This is a genomic window from Anaeromassilibacillus senegalensis (assembly GCF_001261775.1).
Taxonomy (GTDB): Bacteria; Bacillota; Clostridia; order Oscillospirales; family Acutalibacteraceae; genus Anaeromassilibacillus; species Anaeromassilibacillus senegalensis.
In genome coordinates, this window is sequence record NZ_LN868538.1 from 841,334 (window position 1) to 860,154 (window position 18,821).

7 protein-coding genes are annotated in these 18,821 nt (G+C 57.1%); all 7 read right to left on the reverse strand.

The window, feature by feature from the left end; all coding sequences use genetic code 11:
• Positions 1–160 precede the first annotated feature (160 nt).
• Complete coding sequence (locus BN2106_RS14055) at positions 161–5,503, reverse strand: NPCBM/NEW2 domain-containing protein (RefSeq protein ID WP_050699188.1); 5,343 nt, start codon at positions 5,501–5,503, stop codon at positions 161–163.
• Complete coding sequence (locus BN2106_RS14060; RefSeq protein ID WP_050699189.1) at positions 5,481–5,666, reverse strand: hypothetical protein; 186 nt, start codon at positions 5,664–5,666, stop codon at positions 5,481–5,483. The genes BN2106_RS14055 and BN2106_RS14060 overlap by 23 nt, the downstream gene beginning before the upstream one ends.
• A 236-nt stretch (positions 5,667–5,902) precedes the next feature.
• Positions 5,903–6,883: a DUF4397 domain-containing protein gene (locus BN2106_RS14065; RefSeq protein ID WP_242846336.1), complete on the reverse strand. Its 981-nt coding sequence runs from the start codon at positions 6,881–6,883 to the stop codon at positions 5,903–5,905.
• A 258-nt stretch (positions 6,884–7,141) separates the two neighbouring features.
• Positions 7,142–7,933, reverse strand: coding sequence for a class I SAM-dependent methyltransferase (locus tag BN2106_RS14070; protein WP_050699191.1), 792 nt, complete (start codon positions 7,931–7,933; stop codon positions 7,142–7,144).
• 678 nt (positions 7,934–8,611) lie between these two features.
• Positions 8,612–10,315 (reverse strand): vWA domain-containing protein, encoded by a 1,704-nt coding sequence (locus BN2106_RS14075; protein ID WP_050699192.1) that lies wholly within the window; start codon positions 10,313–10,315, stop codon positions 8,612–8,614.
• Complete coding sequence (locus BN2106_RS14080) at positions 10,294–11,070, reverse strand: hypothetical protein (RefSeq protein WP_050699193.1); 777 nt, start codon at positions 11,068–11,070, stop codon at positions 10,294–10,296. The genes BN2106_RS14075 and BN2106_RS14080 overlap by 22 nt, the downstream gene beginning before the upstream one ends.
• 250 nt (positions 11,071–11,320) lie before the next feature.
• Entirely contained in the window at positions 11,321–18,565 is a 7,245-nt protein-coding gene (locus BN2106_RS14085; RefSeq protein WP_050699194.1) for a glycoside hydrolase family 2 TIM barrel-domain containing protein, read from the reverse strand.
• Positions 18,566–18,821: the final 256 nt, after the last annotated feature.

The following is an 18,821-nucleotide window of genomic DNA, read 5'->3' on the forward strand; positions in this document are numbered from 1 at the left end:
AGTTTGTATTCTGCAACAGCCCCCATCACAACGCTACCATGTTTTTTCACCGTCGAACGTTCCGCTCCCGGCTGCAGCGTGAGAGTAAAAACAGATTGAAACAAAAGCAATCTGCCGCAGCCCAAATGGACCGCGGCAGTTGAGTTGATTATTGTATTCCTCAGCCGATGGTTACCACACAGTGCTGTTGCGGTGCTTCACCCACCATTGTGGTATACACGCCGGTGCTCTGGCCCGGTGTGCCAGTCGCCCAGACTCTGTAATAGTAGTCATTGCCGATCTTCGCCACAAACTGGGTCTTCAGCACACTGCCGTTGCCCACGGTGAAGTTCGGGGCCGCGCTGCTGCCGTTGACAACCGTCATCTTGAAGCAGTAGGCATTGCCCCTCTTCAGGGTGAAGGCCACTGTGGTATCGGAACGGACGGACTTCTGGCCCATCACGTTCTGTACCGCGTTGATTAACGGGTTGGGCACAGCAACTGCCGTTCCTGTACCGGAGGTGTTGCCAACCGGCTTCTTGCCGCCGCTGTTGGACGGTTTATGGCTCGGCTTGTTGTCGGGTTTCTCCGGCTCCTCCGGCTTGTCTGCCAGCGCCAGTCCCGCGCGGGCCTTCTCCACGGTCGCATACCGCACGGCGATGTCCTTCGGGGTGGCATTCTCGTCGTTGCAGGTATCCCATGCGAGATTCAATGCCGCGCGGAGGATCGCGTAGCTTGCCTCGGTGTAGTCCGCCGGGTCGAGCGCTTCGGATTCCTCCAGCAGGTCTTTCAGCGCTTCTCTGTCCGGCGTGACACGCAGGCCAGCCAGTGCGTCAAACAATTTGTCTGTCATTGCATCGACCTGCTTCTGGGTCGCGTTGCCGTCTGCCAGAAGGGCTTCCGCCTGCGGAAGGACTTCCTCAAAGGCGTCCTTCTCCGGGCCGTCCAGATATTCATCTAAATCGATTTCCTGTGCCTGCTTTACAAACAGCGCCAGCGTCTCGGTATCCGCCTTGAATTCCAGGCGCATGATCGCGTCGTGCAGGTTGTTGGCCGCCTTCTCAACTTCCGCCTTCAGCGTTTCGCCCTCGTCGTTGTAGATTTCTTCCGCGTAGGCGAGTGCTTCCGCGTAGCCTTCCAGGCTCTTCGGGGTGAAGTTGTTCAGGTCGAGCATGGCGGCGTAGTCGAGCCAATATTCCAGCTGTTCCTTGGTGCCCGCCTCGAAGGAGAGGTAATGCATTGCGTCGAGCAGTTCCTTCCAGGCTTCATTTACTTCTTCCTGGGTGGCACTGTCGTCTTCATAGACGGCCTTCGCATTGTTGCGCGCCGCGATGAAGCGTTTGCTTACGGACTCGACCAGACCGGCAAGCTGCTCGTCGGTCACTTCATTTGCCTTTTCCAGCAGGGTTTCGAGAATATCCTTATTTACATAGGTAAACGCAAAACGCAGGACGGTGTTTTCATCCGGCATGGTGAAAGTATAGGTGCAGCCGTCCGTTTCAAACGGGATGTTTTCACCGTTCAGCTTTGCGCTTGCAAACGGGCCGTTCGCCGGGGTGAAGGTCAGCGTGATTTCCCCGTTCTCCAGTGCTTTTGCCGCATACAGGCCGTTGCCGTCGAGAATAACGTCCCCGGTCCCCTCCGCGGAAAGCACCGCATTTGAACCGTACTGCACGTTTAACAGATAGGATTTTGCATCCCGCAGCGCCACCTGCACCGTTGCGTCGTTTGCCGGCATCAGGAAGCTGTATTCCCCGCCTGCCGTAATTTCCTTTGTATCAATTGCATTTCCGGCTGTATCCGTCACGGTGATGGATTCAAGAATCTTGCCCGCCTCCACATTCGCAACAGAAACTATCATGCGCTCGCCGGCTGTACCCGTTTCTGCAACAGAAACATCTGCTGTGCCGCCGGTCACTTCCGCGTCAATCGCGAACTCCGTTTGAACCTCGTCATAGCAGAGGAATTTGGCGTCCGCCCAGTTGCCGTGGTCACCGTTGATGGAGCCGTTCGGGTCCAGCATCAGCTTCAGGGTGCGCACGCCGGTCAGGTCCACACTGACAAACTCGGCAGGCATGCCGTAGGTCATGGCGGCGCTGGTAAAGCGCGGTTCCTCCTCCTGATCGCAATATACTTTAAAGATCATGGAGTTGAAATACTCTTTGAGATGGCTTGCGCCGACCCAGCTTTCAAACCGGCCGTATCCCTTGCCTGCAATGTCGTACGTGATCATGCAGTAGGCATGCATGCCGATGCCCTTGCGCTTGCCGTTGACCTCCGGCAGAGCCAGCGCTTCACCATCCGGGCCGGTGACCTGCATTCCCAAACCTTCCACGCCGCTGTCCTTGACGGCATGGCCGTAACCACCCTGATTGTCCATGCTGGTCCAGTCCAGATCGCTCACATAAACCGGCGACGTCGTACTGAAACGAACCTGATAGACGACCTCAGAGCCATCCGGACGCGTCACTGGAATCATCGTGATGCCGGGCACACTCGCCGCGCGGTAAACCTGATAGGAAACCGCGTCGTTGTCGCTCTGCACGGTCACTTCCGGGACGGGATCGCCCGCCTGGATGGGATACTGGTAAACATATACGCCCGGATCGAACTCCTGCAGGACCTTTCCGTCGACGGCGATGCCGGTGATGGTGCTTGCCGGGTCGATCTCCTTCATGGTCAGGAGTTTTGCGTCCGCCCAGTCGGCGTGGTCGCCGTTGTCCGGACCGTTTGTATCCGCCTGCAAATGCAGGATCTTGGTATTCGCAACCGGAACGGAAATCTTCTGCGCCTCGCGCGCGCCCGTCCCGGACGGCTGGCTCTCATAGATCAGCACATCGTCGGAGTACACGCGGAAGATGACGTCGCCCATATTGTCTTTGAGCGCGTCGACGCCCACATAGGCCTCAAATATCTCATAATCCGTGCCTTCCAGATTGTAATAGACGTCCGCGTTGGCGTGCACGCCCAATCCCTTGGGGAAGACGGTGCGCGCACCGTTGACGATCAGCTCCAGCTTCGGATTCTCATGGGAACGGTCCTTCTGGATCGGTCCCCAGGAGCTGCTGGAGTTCGGCTCGTAATCCAAGTCACTCAGGTAGACGGTTGACGCCAGCTCCACCGGGCGCTTTACCAGACCCGCCAGCGCATTCTTCACAAGCTCCGCCGCCTCGTCGAGCTGCGCCTGCGTCACTTCTTCCAAGCTGGCAAGCAGCTCTTTCGCGGTTGCAACCGCCTCGGCCAGCGGCGCCCAGCTCTCCGGGGTATAGTGGCCTTCCGGCAGGCATTTCGCCTGGTTGAGCTGCTCGGACAGTACGTTGACGGACCGCAGGCCGTCCTCCGCCTGAAGCAGTGCCTCCACAGCTGCCTGTACCTGCGCATCCGTAGGATTGCCCTCTTCCAGCAGGGCGTTGGCGGCGGCGATCGCATCCGCCAGCTTCTGCCAGGTCGCCGCGGTATAATCGGATTCCTTCAGCCCTTCGATGCTTTTCAATGTGTTGCGTAGGCGCTCCAGACCGCCCTTGTAAACAGGCAGTTCCGCGTCGTCCGCCGTCGCCGGGCGCAGACGGACCGCATAGCCGGTGCCGTACGCCATCGGGCGGTACATCGTCTCCGTGCTGTCGATGCGGTAGCTGACGCACTCCAGCGGGCTGCTGTTTTTATTGGAGGACGTTCCGGTCAGGCCCACCGCGTCGGCGTAGAGTTCCGCCACGTAGGTCTGGCCCGGCGTGAGGAAGGAAAGCGGGATCCGCGCTTCCCGGTCGATCGCCGAGATGCTCCCTACAAACCACTCGTCCAAGCCGCGCGTCTTGCGCGCGAAGGTCGCGTATTCGGACATGCCCGCTTCCAGCACCTTCAAATCGTCCCAATTGCTGGGCAGGTCCTTCCAGAATTGCTTTTCATTCTCCGGCAGGCCGCCGACGCTGGACGGATTGCCGTACCAGTACAGCGAGTGCATGTAGGAGCGGAACAGCAGGGACGACGCAAGCGCATACCCCTTTGTCGCCTTGCCCGGATAGCAGAAGGTATGGTCGGTCGGGCCCTGAATCGCGCGGGTAAACAGGGTGGAAATATCCTGCGCGATCTGGTCGCCCTTGATGCCTTCGTCGCCCAGGATCCCCTCGGTGGAGAGCATGTTCGGATAGGTCCGCTCGATGCCGGAGGTGACGTATTCGTCGTGGATGGTCATGACCAGGTGGTGGCGCGCCGCCGCCTGAATCATTTCCTCGTTCCGCTTCTCATACGCCTGTTCGCCCTCATTCATGAAGCCGGGCTTTACACCCGCCGCGCCCCAATCCTCAAAGCGCGCAAAGAGCTCGTCCACCGTATAGCGCCCGTATTTGTCAAACATATGGCGGTTGTTGACATACAGGATCATGCCGACGCCCTGCGAATTGGCGTATGCACAGATCTCCCGCATGTTCAGCTTCGGCGCGAACTTGCCGCCGGTGGGCCAGCCGGGAACCGGCTCGCCGGTGATCAGTCCGTACGGCGGGAACCCCTCGCCCGCGTCGAAATAGCTATCCGCGGTGATGAACTGTTTCATCGTCTCCTTGACCGCCACCAGCTCCTCGGAATCGCCTTTCTCCGGCTCCAGCTTGGACGGGTCAAGGCGGGGATCGCAGCGGTCGTCCAGCTCCGGGCCGTACCAGCCGTAATCCAGCAGCACATATTCAAAATTCTCCGCCTTGGCGGTATCGATCCAGCTCTTCAGGCTCTCCGTCGTCTCGCTGCCCGCGCCCAGCATCAGGTTGCGGCCGGGTTTGACCCACTCGGAGAATTTGTACATGTCCTCGTCCGCCGGTTCGTTCAGGTTGAGGATGATGTCTTCGTTTCCCGGCAGGCTGGCCAGCTCTTCCGCAACGACAAACACGCGCCACGGGCTGCTCTTCTGTACATTGGCAGCCACACCGACGCTTCCTCCGTCGTACATGGCGCGCAGGGTGCGGTCCGCGCTCTTTGTCATGTACATCACAGCGTAGTCATCCAGATTCGCCTCACAGATGGAGACCACCGCACCGTGTTCATATTCGACCGTCATCGGGCGGCAATAGTGCTTGCCCGCGAAGCTCTCGACCGGGACGGTTTGCGGGACCGTCTGGTTGCGGTCCTCATGAATCTGCGCCACCGCGCCGGCCGGGAACGCAAACTGCGTGTATTCGCCCGTGATGCGGTAGTCCGTCTCCTGCTCCGGCAGGATATAGCGGAGCGCCGCGCCGGTATCGTAGGCGCGCAGCTCCACGGTGACCGTCTTTCCCTCCGCGTTGGAGAGCGTCACCGCCGTCTGGTTATAGCGGTCCTCGATCACCGCCTTGTCGCCCACCACGGTATTCCAGGTGGAGTCCCCGCTGGAGGTCTCCTTGGAAACAACCGACAAATCGCTTTGGAAGCTGCCCACCGTGGTTTCCAGTCCCAGGGGCGCATCCTCCAACAGCGCGGTTCCGTCCAGAACCACATTGTAATAGGGTACGCCCTCGTTCATCCAGAAGCTGATCTGTAAATCAGCCGCCGGTGCTTCCGTCACAAGGGCATCGGCAGGCGCCCCGCCCGCCGTTTCCGCCGCGCCCGCCGCCGGGGTCAGCCCGCGCCCCGCCCGCCGTTTCCGCCGCGCCCGCCGCCGGGGTCAGCCCGAGGCTTGTCCCTACCAGCGCCATGGAGAGCAGCAACGATAGTAATCGCTTTTTCATCCTTATCCTCCTGTTCAATACAACTTTATGCCAATGGATTTTTCTCCCCTGTCCCCCCTTCTCCGGTTTTCACCTATACAGTAGCATGTCAACCAATTAAAATCTACTATCTCGTAGAATTTCAGATAAAAAATCATATACAATTTATAAATGAATTATGTAAAAGAATGGAGCCCGCCAACCGGCGGGCTCCAAAGGAAAAGAAGGAGGGATCGGAAATTCTTTTAAAAACCGGCTCAGCTGTCTTCGACCACCATTGTCTGGATCGCATCCGGGGTGTTCCCACGGCTGAGGATGAAGAGGGTATACATGTTGTTCGGTTTGACGTCTACATAGACGGATACCAGCGCCTCCGGCAGGTCGAAGTCCGTTACGCCGGAGCCCACCGTCTCGATATCCTGATAGCGCGGCATGGGGCGCAGATTCGTTTCCGCCAGATAGAACATATACTCGCCGGGGCGGATACGCTTGAAGGTTGTGACCTCTTTGTAGCGCACATCGCTGTACACCACGCGGCCGTCCTCCAGAATTACGTCGATCGGGTTGCTGTAATACGCCAGATTGCAGGCGCGGAAGCAGGACATATTCCGCGGACGGGTGCAGGGCTCGTCGGAAATCTGCATCAGGTCAAGGCCGCTGGCGGTATTGATAATCGCGATGGTCACGGTATCGCCCGCACGGAACGGCATGGATTTCTGAATGTACACATATCCGTTCGTACCGGTCACCGTTACCGTCTGGAACCCGTCGGAAACCCTTCCATAAGGGGTCAAGCTGGCAAAGCCCAGTCCGTTAACGATAAAACGGCGGTTGATAAACACACGGAACGGCTGATAGCCGAATGCCGCGTTCAAAAAACGCACCTTGCCGAACCGGGAATCCGTATTGCAGAAGAAACACGGCGGATTGGGAAGCGGCAGGATCGGGATTGTTTGTCCGGGACGGCCCGGATAGACAGGGCCACCCTCGCCCGGATTGGGCAGAGGGATCATTGGCAGATTGCTTCCGGAGCCTCCTACGGAGCCCCCTTCGCCCGGGTTGGGCAGCGGGATCACCGGGATATTGTTTTCAGGAATAATCGGGCCGCCCTCGCCCGGATTGGGCAGAGGAATGACCGGGGTGCCGCCGCCTCCGGCGACCGGACCGCCTTCGCCCGGGTTGGGCAGGGGCGTTGTCGCAAACCCTCTGCTGACTCTATCATCAGATGAAGCCATCATGTTCATCTCCTTTCTCTTTTGTTTCAATATATGAAACGCCGTATTTTCTTGTGATAAGAATATGCGCCGCCCGGGCATGAAAAGGGAACCAGGCGAAGCTGGTTCATCTTTGACAGGATACACAAAAGCCGGTTAAATCGACGAATCCCCCCGCCTTCGGCGGGGGGATTCACCCTTTTCTGATTCACTTTCTATGCAAAACGTGCATAATCACACAGCCGCATCCGGTCTTTCCCAAATGAATCCAGGCATGCGTTTTTAAGATTCTTTTACCTGTAATACCGTCATCGCGGCATAATGCAGCACCTCAAACTGCTCCGGCGCAATTTTTTCCAGCAGCGCCAAATGCTCGCGCTCAAACGCGCGCACCTGCTCCTCCGGCAGGGACGCCCCCACGCCGCGGCAGGCTTTCATCCGTCCGTTCCAGCTTTCCCGCGTAAAAGGCACCCGCAGATCATATACAACGGAATCCTGCACGGTAAACCAGTTCTCTGCGATGGGCGGGATTGCGATCGGGTGGCGGGTCTCCCCTTTACCGGACCACTGTGGGCTGTACTGCAATACCAGCGATTCGCTGGCCCCTGCAATGGGGTCCTCCTCCGGCAGCCATGCCATATAGAGCACCGCCAGCCTGCCGCCCGGCTTCAGCATCTTTGCCAGCTTGGGCAACAGGACCGCGTGGTCAAAATAGAAGAAGCACTGGCAGGCGGTCACAACGTCAAAGGTATGGTCCGGAAAATCCACCGCCTCCGCCGGTGCGGCAAAAAACGCAATGTCCATATCCTGCTCCGCGGCAAGGCGCTTTGCCTGCTCAATCTGCTCCGGAGCAATGTCCGTCCCTGTAAATTTTGCGCCGTACCGGTACAGGTTGCGCGGCAGCACGCCCGTCCCGGTTCCCAGGTCAAGGACGGCCTGCCCCTCTGTGCACAGGCCCAAATCCAGGATTTTCTGATAAAATTCCGCCGGATAGATATCCCGGTAACGCGCGTAATCGGCGGAAGCTTTTCCCCAGTCGAATGCCCGGCCGGAATCAATTTTTTCGTTTTTCATTCTTTTCCTCCTGTATTAAAGAGGGGGTGTCTCGTAACCAGCTGCATTTGACGAAGACCCGTTGCAAAATGAAATTGTGATCGTAAATCGAATTAAGAAAATATCTTTAAAAATGGATTTTCACAACCAGATTCAAGGGTGATTTTTCATAAAAAGCTATTTTGCAACGGGTCTGCTTCCCCAGCTTTCGCTGGGGAAGCAGGAAAAGCCCCAGAGACGGCACCCTGCCTCATAAACGGCAATATCACTCGTTCCCACTCGCTCTTGACCTCCGGTCGGGACGCTCGCTTGAGGCTAAAGCCTCGCTCGACGCTCTAAACGACCATCGCCGCTTTTTAGAAACGTAGAAGAATATATTTTAAGAATTGTCTGCAAGGTAAAAATGGTTCCCGCCGGTTTTAGAAACGTAGAAAGACCTATTTTAAGCATGATTTGCAAGGTAAAAATGTTCCTCGCCGGAAGCGCGTCCCGACTGGAAGTCCGCGTCCGACCGGAGGTCCGCGAAAGACGTTGCACGTCCCCTGCCTTTGGAAACCGCCGCTTTTTAGAAAAGCGGAAAAACACATTTCGCTCTACTTTACAATCAAAACAGGGACTGTTTTGCAACGTACACATGCTTCTTTTATCCTGCTATTCTTTTGCGCAAAACCCGCATTGTGAGACAGCCGTTCCCCTGTGTTAAATCTGTGCGTTGAAAAGATTGCGCAGCTTGTAGACAATATCCTCGCTGGTGCCGGAGATACTGGCTGCTTCGTTGATCGCCGCCAGTTCGTCCAGTTGTTCGTTGGAGTAGTTGTAGCTGATGGTATAGACGGGGATTTTCAGCCCGGCGACGATGCCGCCGACGTCGCGGTAACGGTAGCCGTTATTGCTCTCGCCGTCCGTCAGGACAAAGATCATCGGCTTGGCGTTGCCCACCTCGTCGAGCTTCTTTTCCACCATGTCCATGCCCACGGTCAGGGCGTCGTACATGGCGGTCTGCCCGCCGACCGTCAGGTTGTTGACCGCGCCCTTGAAGCAGGTCTTCTGCTTGAGGTTGAATTTCTCAATCGGCAGGTCGCGGTATACGTCGGAACTGAAAGAAATCAGGCCGATGTAGTTGTCGTCGTTGATATACTGCATGGAATTGAGCAATGCCGTGCGCAGGTTGTTGATCGGCTCGCCGGACATGCTGCCGGAGATATCCACGATAAACAGTGCGACAATTGGCATATCGCCGTCCTTGTTTTCCTTCCAGATGGACTGCGCCTGCGTGATTGTCTGCCCGCCGGGCTGCGGCAGTGCCGATTGATACTCCTCATTGCTGTTAAAGCCGTACTTGGTTGCCAGTTCCTGCGACTGCTGGGAACCGCATTCCGCGATGAATTGGTCCAGGACCTCTTCTTTTTCCGCGGAGAGGTTCCCCACCGCGTACATGGGATTGTCATGCCGCACGCCAAAGGGAATAAATTTGTATTCGCGCGCCAGTGTGCTGTCGTTGATATAGGACTGGTATTCCAGAATCAGCCCATCGAGCACGTTGCTTTCCGCCGCGGTGCGCATCTGCATGGTAGTAAACGCCACCAGCGGCACGTTCGCCTGAAATTTGTTGAACTGGCCGACCGCCTTACTGCTCAACGGGTTTTCCGGGTCGCCGGTGTAGAGGGTATTCAGCAGGAAGTTCAGGCCGGTGGAACTGGCATAAGGATTGGTGTAGCCCATCATCATCTCACCGTCGGCGGTTGCCTGCACAACGGTGCTGAAATCCGCACTGCCGTATTGTTCGATCAGATGGCTTTCCATTTCCTCCGTCAGCAGGACCCCGGCCACATTGCCGGCCAGACGGTCGGATTTTAGCTGCACGCTGACGCCGCCGGTCTCCAGCATCGCGCCCCACAGCGTACTGGAGGGCGTAAACGCATCCGGCACGTATTTCCCGGAGGAGATGTACTCAACTGCCGTGCCGGAGTCGACAGACCGGACCGTTACGGACGCCGTTGCGCCCGACGATGTGGTATGGTTCGCCTTGTTAAAGGCTTCCGCCACGTCGAGCAGCCAGCGGTCCATTCCTGGGCCGCCCTTTTCCGGCGACGTAAAGACTTCAATATCAATCTGGCCGCTGCCCTGCACACCGATGGGGTACACCGTATCGATGTCCGGCAGCTCCTCCGCGGTGGAGAGGGACTCATTGACATTTAGCGCCTCCGAGCGCAGCGGCAGGTCCTCCACCTGGATGTGGCCCAGCATTTTCGCAATGGAGGACTTCGCTTCATCCGCGGAAATGGCGCTGTTCGTCTTGCCCAGGTTCTTGGTGACGGAAACACCCACCGTGACCACGATGGCAAGCACCACCACAATGGCGCCAAAGATTACGCCGTTCTTTACCTTCTTATTTTCGAACATACTTCCTCCCCTACCTCTCGTTCCAGATTCTGTGTCAGTTCCGTACTGCGGATATATTCATCCAGATGCTGCATTGCCAGGATGGAGTCCGTATCCCACTTGTTCGCCGTATTCGCGCGGGTCAGCTCCAGGCTCAGCTGGTCGATCCGGAGAATGATCTCCTCGTTCTGGTTGGTAATCTCATCCGTGTATTGCGCCACCGACGTATAGAAGTCCTCCTTCTGCCGCCGGGCCTGCTCCGTTGCAAGCTCCAGCTTCCCGGCGCGGAACAGCGCGTATTCATCCTCATCAAAGACGATGGCGCGCGTCGCAAGCGCGCGCACGTTCTCATAGAACACATCGGATACGCGGGTTAAAATGGTCAGGCATTTGTCCGCGTTGATCTTGCTTCCGGTTTTCAGCAGCAGTTGAATGGTTTTCTGCTTTTTTTCAAACCGCGCGATCTGGTCAATGCCCGCCTCCAGATCTTTCCGGAAAAACGGTTTGTTCAGGCATTGCCGGAGCAACTGCGTATATTCCTCCGGGCGGTTCTGTACATCGGTTTTGAGCGCAACCGGGTGTATCTCCTGTTTGGCAAACAGCAGCTTATAGTCCAGCCAAAGCGCTCCGATCGTCAGGCTGAACCCGACTACCAGCCCCAAAAGCATCCAGACCGGCGGCTGGCTGAATACGTCGAACAGGCCGGGGGACAGCAGGTAGATCAGTGCCAGCGCCGCCGCAAGGTTGGCCCCAACCAACGCGACTATTTTTTTCACATGGATTCCCCCTTCTTCCCGGTGGAATTTGGTATTTTTGTTATAATTTATTATATCTCATCTCTACGGAAATTACAATGACAGAAAGCGACGCGTCTCACCGGGTGAATATTTTTCTCTGACGGAGTGGGCTGCTACCATTCTATTCCATTACGGCAATATGCATCCCAAAAAAGAGAACCGGTACGGGTCAAATGACCCGTACCGGTTCCATTTGGTTGACACTTTCCTTGATTAAAGCATGCCTTAATCAGCCGATGGTTACCATACAGTGCTGCTGCGGTCCTTCATTGGGCATTTGGGTATACACGCCGGTGCTCTGGCCCGGTGCGCCGACGGCCCAGACTCTGTAATAGTAGTCGTTGCCGATCTTCGCCACAAACTGGGTCTTCAGCACACTGCCGTTGCCCACGGTGAAGTTCGGAGCCGCGCTGCTGCCGTTGACAACCGTCATCTTGAAGCAGTAGGCGCTGCCTTTCTTCAGGGTGAAATTCATCGTTGTATCGGAGCGGACGGATTTCTGGCCCATCACGCCCTGTGCCGCGGAAACAACCGGATTGGTAACGGCGGTCGCTGTGCCGGTCCCGGCAGTCTTGCCGCCGGACGGTCTCCGGTTTCCAGAAGAGTTGCCGCCGGAAGGCTTACTGTTGTTTCCGGACGGTGTTTCTGCCTCAAGACCGGCCTTTCGCAAAGCCAGCTTGTCGGCGGCGTCTTTCACCTGCTCTTCGGTCGCGTTCGGATCATTGTAAACGCCCAGCGCGTAGTCGTACGCGTCGCGGAGCGCTTCATAGCTCTCCTTGGTATAGCCGTCCGGCTGGATGTCCTTGGTATCGTTGATCATATCTTCCAGATAGCTCTTATCCGGAATCAGCCGCAGCTTCATGATCGCGTCGACCAGACGGCCAACCATTGCGTTCAGCTCGCTCTGCGCCGGCTCTTCCTTTGCCAGAAGCGCCTTCGCCTCTGCGATCAGGTCTTTGAAACCAACCTGACTGTCCGGGGTATACAGGGACAGGTCATAGCTTTCCGCCAGTGCAAGCTGTGCGGCGAGCTCGTCTTTATCCGCCGGGCGCTCCAGCGCCTCAACCGCCGCCGTCAGGGCTGCTGCCGCGTCGTCGACTTCTTTGACCAACGCGTTTTCGTCCTCGTAGACCTCCTGTGCTGCCGCCAGGACTTCTTCATACTTCGCCCAGCTTGCCGCGGTGAAATCTTCTTCTCTCAAGGCTTCATAGGACTTGAAGAGCAGTTCCAGCTTGGTTTTGTCGCCCTTGGCAAAGGACAGGAGGTTCATTGCATTCGACATTGCGATTGTCGCGGCGTCTACGTCCGCCTGCAGGGCGGTCACATCCGCTTCCATCTCCACGGCCGCTTCATACGCCGCGTCGAACTGTTCTTTTGCGTCCGGGATCATGTCCGCATACGCTTGGGTCTCCATGGCCTCTTCCGCGCTTGCAATCGCGTCGCGCAGCAGAGTCTTCCAGACCACAACATAGGAGAATGCCACCGTCGTGTCCTCATTCGGCATGGCCAGGTCGTAGTACGCAACCGTGCGGTCGCCGTCCTTAAAGGCCGCTTCCTGCTCCACACCGTTGACGGTCAGTGTCGCTTTGACGAACTCTCTCTCGTCGTCCATATGGGTAAAGGTCAGGCTGACGGTATCGTCCGCCATAATGTCTTCCTGGGTGTAAACGCCGGTCTTGTCAGCCACCTCTTGGGATACGCCGTCCACTGTCAGCGCAATCTTCGGGCCGTACTCCACGCGCAGGTCGTGTTCCGCGAGGATCGCCTCTGTGACGGTCACAACGCTCTCCGCGGTCAGGCTCTCGTCGCCGTTGACGTTGGAAGCCTTCACATAGAGCTCGGTTCCCGCCGGGACGCTGGTCTTCAGCGAAACGGCCGCCTTGCCCGGGTTTTCCGCATCCGGAGCAACGGATGCACCTTCCACGGCGTCGCCCCACTCGTCCGTGACAGACCACTCCGCGGAGGTCACCTCATAGGCATTCTGCCATACGAGGCCTTCGATGGCCGCAGCCAGCATGTCGTAAGCTGCCTGCACCACGCTGTCCGGTACATCCTGCGTGCCCGCAACGATGGTCGCGACGTTGATTGCCGCGCTCAGGATCGCCGCACTGGAATCGGTGAAGTCCGCCGCGTTGAGCGCCTGCGCCTGTGCCAGAAGCTTTTGCAGGTCCTCTACCTTCGCCGCTTCGTTTTCCGCAGCGGAAGGCGCCGCTTTGACAATGGAGAAGGTTTTGCTGCCGCCGGCGGGGATCTCCGCTTTTTCCGGCGTGAGGGCCAGCGTCTTGGAAACCGCCTTCTGCTCCAGGTTTGCAAAGTTCAGCCAAAGCATGACGTTCTCATTGTTCGGCGCAACAGCCGGTGCGGATGCTTTGCCCTGGTCGTACAGGCCCTGTCCCGCCAGCTCTTCGCCGGTCAGCGCACGGTTGTACACGCGGACGATGGCGTATTCATTCTTGCCAACAAATCCGCCGACCGGGTCATAGCCGATCCAGAAGTTGACGTCGTTGGACTTCAGTCCGCCCGTGCTTCTGTCTCTGTCCTCCAGGATGACTTCCCCATCCAGGTAAATCTTCATGGTATCGCCCGTGTAGATGCCCGCGATCTGGTGCCACTCGTTCGCCGTGAGAACCTTGTCGCTGAGCGTATCCTCCACGGAGTACCAGTTGCCGTTTGTCGCCTGCATATACAGCTCATAGTAGGTCTTATCGCCCTGAAGCGTCGCGCGCAGGCCGAAGCAGTTGTCGCCCTTGCCGACGATCACGTTGTATTTGTTGCCCATGTTGGACTCCAGCGGCTTGAACCACGCCTCTACAGTGAAGGGGTTCTTGCCCTTAAAGACCTCGTTGAAGAGGTCGCCGCCCTCGGAGCCCTTTGTATTCGGAACCGGCATATTGCCCTTGAGCACGGTGCCGAAGGTTCCTTCCGGACGGATCTGCCCGCTGGTGGGAATTTCCGGGTCCATCTGGTTGCTGCTCAGGTCCTTGACAACCGTCACGGTGCCCTTCATGGCGCGGACGTCCGCCAGCGCCTTGACCAGCACGTCGTAATTGGCGACCAGTTCCTTCTGGGACTCGGTCAGTGCGTTATATTGCTTTTCAATCTCTCTCAGCTCTGCAAGCTGGTTGTAAGAATAGACATAAATGTCCGCGATTGCGTCTTCAACCACCTTGGCCGCCTGCCGGTCGATCTCTTCATTGTCCGGCAGTCTCCACGGTTTGCTCAGCTCCATCAGGTCCGCGCCCTTGGCAAACGGGATGATGGAATACTGATAGGAATACTCCTTGTCGTTCGGGATGGTGTACTGCGGCAGGTTGTCCGGGCCGCAGCTCGCGTTGCCGATGCCGCGGGAGATCAGGTCTACATGGAAATAAGTTCTTCCGTCCGGATCGGGCAGCTCAAACGGATGGCGGGCCTCGTCCAGCTCGTCCATGGTGAAGCGCAGTGCGCTTGCCTCCACGTCCTCATAGGAAGCGACCAGAACGCCGTTCTCCTGCTCCGCGCCGGTCAGCGCCATCCACTTGACGCCGCTGTAGTTGCCGGAGGTCTGCGGATCGACAAACGGATAGAAGCTCTCGTCAACGGTGTAGTCATACAGGCCGACCTTCGCATAGCTTCTGCGGTCCGTGTAGGATTCGGACGGGCCGTCGCCGTACCAGCGGATGTCATTGAAGCCCGCGGGCAGTGTCATCGTGGAGCCCACCTTCATGATGGAACCCAGTCCGGTGCCTCTCGCATCGAGGGAAAGGGTAACGGTTACAACACCGGAGCCGTCGATGGTATAGACCACGGTTTCTTTCGCGCCCTTCGCGTCGTTCAGAATCAGGTTTGTGGTGATGACCTTGCGTCCGTCGCGCTTCTGGGAAACGCTGACGCCGTTCTCCGCCACAGTGATATTCTTGTTTGCCTTCTGCCAGTCGCCGTCCAGGCTGCCGACGTCGTTGCTGTTTCTTGCACGCCAGAAGTCCGGCACCGGGCCTTTTTCGATCAGCAGGCTGCCCTTGTAAACGTAATTCTGCATCGCGCCGGTCGTTTTGTCCAGCTCAAAGCTGAAGTCCTCGCCGGTGACTTGGATGACGTCCGCATCGCTGTCCTGGTCGATGACGACTTCCTGATCGGAAATCACAGGCGCCGCTGCGGGTGCGTCCGCCGGAATCTGGAACTGCTCATGCGCAATTTCGTGTCCTGCATCCGCCCAAAGCGTACCGTCTTTGAGGGTGATTGTAAAGTTGACGTAGTATTCCGCACCGGTTTTCAGTTCCGCCGGAAACTGGTACGGCACGGTAAAGGTCTTCGTCTCGCGCGGGGCAAGGCTCTCGTTGAGCTTGCCGCTCTGGATTTCCACACCGTCCTCCATCAGCTTCCAGGTGACGTCGTAAGCGTCCAGATTGGTGAAGCTGGTCTCGTTATAGAAGGAGAACTGGCGGTTTTTGACCTGCTCTTCGCTGGCCGTAATCCAGAAATCCTGGTACTGGTACTTGACTTCATACAGCTCCGGCTGCGGGTCGCGGTCCGCGGACACAAGGCCGTTCGCGCAGAAGTCGTAATCGGTGGGATAGTCGCCCCAGTCGCCGCCGTACGCATAGAATTTGCCGGCCATCTCGCCGTTGTTGTACAAGCGGTTGTGTGCGAAGTCTTCGGTGTAATAATCGTAATCGCCGGGCACGTCCGATGTAAACGGCTGGGAATAATCCACCCAGACCAGCACTTCATCGCTCTTCGGGCCGATCGGCGGGTTCGCGCTGCGCTGCGCGACAATCTCTTCCTTCGTCAGCGCTCTGCCGTAGATGCGCGCCAGCGTCATCTGGCCTTTGAGGGTGTGCTCGGGGTTCTTGTAGTCATAGCCGACGCCCAGCGCGTCGATGCCTTCCCAGTTGGGAACCAGGTAGGAGCCCTCGTGGCTGCCGACTTCTTCGCCGTCCACATAGAGCTTCATGACTTTGCCGTCATAGGTTGCGGCGACCTGGTGCCAGTTGTCTGCCCAGTTGTCCGGGAGGTCCCAGAAGATGGCGGGCCAGCTGTAGCTGCCGTTGGTATTTGCACAGAGGGAGAATTCCAGCTGCTTGCCGTCGGAGGAGGTCTTGAGCGCGAGCTGATAGTCGCCCTTCGCGATCAGGATATTGTCCGCAATATCGGCCTGCGGCTTCACGACGGTTTCCAGTGTGAAGTTGATGTTCTCGCCGGAGAGATACTGGTCGTAAATCGCGTTCTTATCCTTGGGGAATACGAGGAATCCGCCGAAGGACTTATCCACAACGGCCTGTGCCGGGTCCGCGGGCTGCTGCTTGTCGTCGCCCTGCACCTGCATGGTGACGCCCAGGTTGCTGAGCTCCGTCACATTGTACTGGCGCGCGCAGTCCTCAATATCCAGGGCGCGGACAGTGTCCACCCAGTCCCAGATATAGCCGCCCAGCATATGGGGCTTGCTGCGGATGATGTCCCAGTATTCCTTCAGGTTGCCGACGCCGTTGCCCATCGCATGGTCGTACTCGCAGATGATGTACGGCATCTTCGTTGCCGCGTCCGCCGCTTCCTGCACTCTGGCGAGCGTGGGATACATGCGGCTGTCCATATCGACGCCGCCCTGGTAGCGCATGCCTTCGCTGTGGACCGGGCGGGTTGCGTCGTGGTCGCGGTAGTATTTTACCAGCTTCGGGAAGAAGTAGTCGCCCTCGCTCATGGCCGGGCGGCTGCCGGAATCCTCCAGCGTCGGGTAGCCGGTCTCATTGGCGATGGACCACATGATCACGGACGTCTGGTTCTTCAGCGTGTGGAAGGAGGTCGCCGTCCGGTCTTCCAGCGCAACCTTAGTGAAATAATTCGCCATGGTGTTGATCTGGTTGATCAGGGAATGCGCCTCAATGTTCGCCTCTGCCATCATATACAGGCCGTACTTGTCGCAGAGGTAATAGAAATACTCGTCGTCGCCGTAGTGAGAGGTACGCACGGAGTTGATGTTATACTGCTTCATCAGCTTGACGTCCTCTTCCGCCACGTCGCGCGGCACATATTTGCCGTAGAACGGGTCGGATTCGCAGCGGTTGACGCCCTTTACCAGGAACGGCTTGCCGTTGACCGTCATCGGCTCGTATTCCTCCGTAATGTTGTGGTAGGAATCGTCGAGCTGCGTGCGGGTGAAGGAAATCTCCCGGAAGCCGAGCTGCTGGGAAATGCTCTCCACATAGGTCATGGTGTTCTTGTCATAGAGGTTCAGCACCAGCGTATAAAGGTACGGATCCTCCGCGGACCACAGGTGCGGGTTGTTGACGGCCCATGCATGGTCGTTGCTGGACTGCGCGCCGGAAGCGATCTCGCCCACGTCGAAGGTCTTCGTCGTGAACATATCTGCCGGAACCGGCTGCTGTTCCGCATCAAAAAGCTTGACTTCCACGGCGTAGTTGTCCACGGCCTGCGCGCTGAAGTTCTTGACGTTTGCATTCAGCTTCAGCGTGGCGTTCTGGAAGTTGTCGTCCAGATCGGTTTCCAGCTGGTAATCGTTGATATGTACCAGCGGAGCCGCAAACAGATAAACGTCGCGGAAAATGCCGCCGTCGCGGATCATATCCTGTTTTTCCATCCAGGTCGCGTCCGCAAACTTGTGGACCTCCACAGCCAGCGTGTTTTCCTCGCCCGCAGGATTCAGATACTCGGTGATATCGAATTCGTGCGGACGGAAGCTGTCCTCGCTGTAGCCGACTTCCTTGCCATTGACCCACACATAATATGCGGTTTCAACGCCCTGGAAGTTGATAAAAATGCGGTTGTCGTTCCCGTAGAGGGATTCGTCCACGGTAAACGTCTTGCGGTAGAAGCCGACCGGGCTGTAATTGACCGGAATTTCCGGCACCTTTACATTCGCGTCGTACTTGAGCTGCCAGGGCATGACGGTGTCGCCGTAAAGCGGCGTATCCCAGTCCACTCCCTCGTAGGTGGTCCAGCTCTGCGGGACCTTAACGGTTTTCCAGCCGTCGGCCGGGTCCTGCACGTAGCCGCTCTCATAGAATTTGCCGTCCAGGAACTTTGCGCCCTCCATATCGTTGCGCTTGACGGTCAGCTCCCAGTCGTCGGATGAAAGCAGCTGTACATAATCGGATTTTTCTTTCTCAAAGTTGACTGCGCCAAGGACCGCCTTCTCCTCCGAATCGTAGGCGGTGGTGGCTGTGGTGTGGGGTGCTTCGCGGTTGACCTCAAAAACGTCACTCGCACGCACCTGTTCACCGTTCAGATCGGTGTAGTTCTTACCAGTGTACTCGTAGTGGGTAAATTTTTTGTCTTCCGGCTTGCTGTCCGGTCCTTTGGGGGTTAGCAGGCCCCCCTGCGAATCGTACAGTTGCGGAGCCGTTTCGCTCCACACGGGACTCTGGCCCTGCGGCTCATCCATGGCAAAGACGGTTCCGCTGAACGTACCCGTCAGCATCGTCAATGCCAGGCATGCTGCAAGCAGCCGTGTTCGTGGTTTCTTCGCTGCAAACTTCACTTCTCTTTTCCTCCCTATTTAAAAATATTGCTTTGAAAGCTTTATCATAATATCACATTTCATATTTTGCATGCATCTTTTACGAAAATATAACTTAAATTTCATATTTTTGTATGTAATATAGTACATTAATTGAATAAAGCGATAAAGCGCGTGTTTTACTTTCACATTTATGACATATTTTCTTATCGCCTTGCATATTTTTATAATAACGACACTTATCTTTTCTGTTTCTACATAATAAATGAAGGAAATA